1 pseudogene is annotated in these 1,033 nt (G+C 53.5%); it reads left to right on the top strand.

What is annotated here, in order from left to right:
• Nucleotides 1-40 precede the first annotated feature (40 nt).
• A pseudogene (locus tag HMPREF9371_RS12335) lies at nt 41-1,011 on the top strand (IS5 family transposase).
• Nucleotides 1,012-1,033: the final 22 nt, after the last annotated feature.

Raw genomic sequence — 1,033 nt, 5'->3', positions numbered from 1 at the left:
GTTCATGAGCAGCTTTTGACACACCGACGCCCTCCACCACATCGAAAAACACCTCGACCGCTTCCCGCTTATCAAACTCGACCGTATTCTTGACTGGACACACATCGAACAATACCTGTCCGACCGTAAAACCCGCTATGTGCGCGACAACGGCGGGCGTCCCGCCTATCCTTTGCTCTCCATGTTCAAAGCCGTATTGCTCGGTCAATGGCACAGTCTCTCCGATCCCGAACTCGAATACAGCCTCATCACCCGCATGGATTTCCAGCTGTTCTGTGCTTCGACGACTTCCGCATTCCCGACCACAGCACCCTTTGCCGTTTCCGCAACTGGCTGGCTCAAGACGACACCTTAGCTCGATTGCTCGAGTTGATTAACCGCCAACTCCCCGAAAAAGGGCTTAAAGTCGAAAAAGCCACCGCAGCCGTAGTTGATGCCACCATTATTCACACCGCCGGCGGCAAGCAACGCCAAGCCATAGAAGTGAATGAACAGGGCGATGTCCTGACCGAAACCACACCCAGCAAAGATGCGGATGCCCGCTGGATTCGCAAAGATGGCAAGTTTCACTTGGGCTATAAACAACACACCCGTACCGACGCAGACGGTTATATTGAAAAAATCCACCTCACCCCGGCCAATGCCCACGAAGTGAAACACTTGGCCCCCTGACTGGATGGCGTCAAAGAAGGCACCATGGTTTATGCCGACAAAGGTTACGCCAGCCAAGATAACCGCCAATGCTTGCAAGACAGAGCACTCAAAGATGGCATGATGGAAAAAGCCTATCGTGGCCATCCCCTAAGTGCGGCACAAAAAATGCTTAACGGCTGCCTGGCGCGGGTGCGCTATGTGGTGGAACCAAGCTTCGGCACCTTGCACCGTAAATTCCGCTATGCCCGGGCATCATACTTTGGCTTACAGAAAGTGGCTGCGCAGAGCCATCTGAAAGCGATGTGCTTGAACCTGTTGAAGGCGGCGAATAGGATACGTGTGTCTGTTGCTGCCTGAACAGGCAGAAAGTGCCTAATCA

Source organism: Neisseria shayeganii 871 (assembly GCF_000226875.1).
Taxonomy (GTDB): Bacteria; Pseudomonadota; Gammaproteobacteria; order Burkholderiales; family Neisseriaceae; genus Eikenella; species Eikenella shayeganii.
This window is presented reverse-complemented; position numbering and strand designations above follow the sequence as displayed.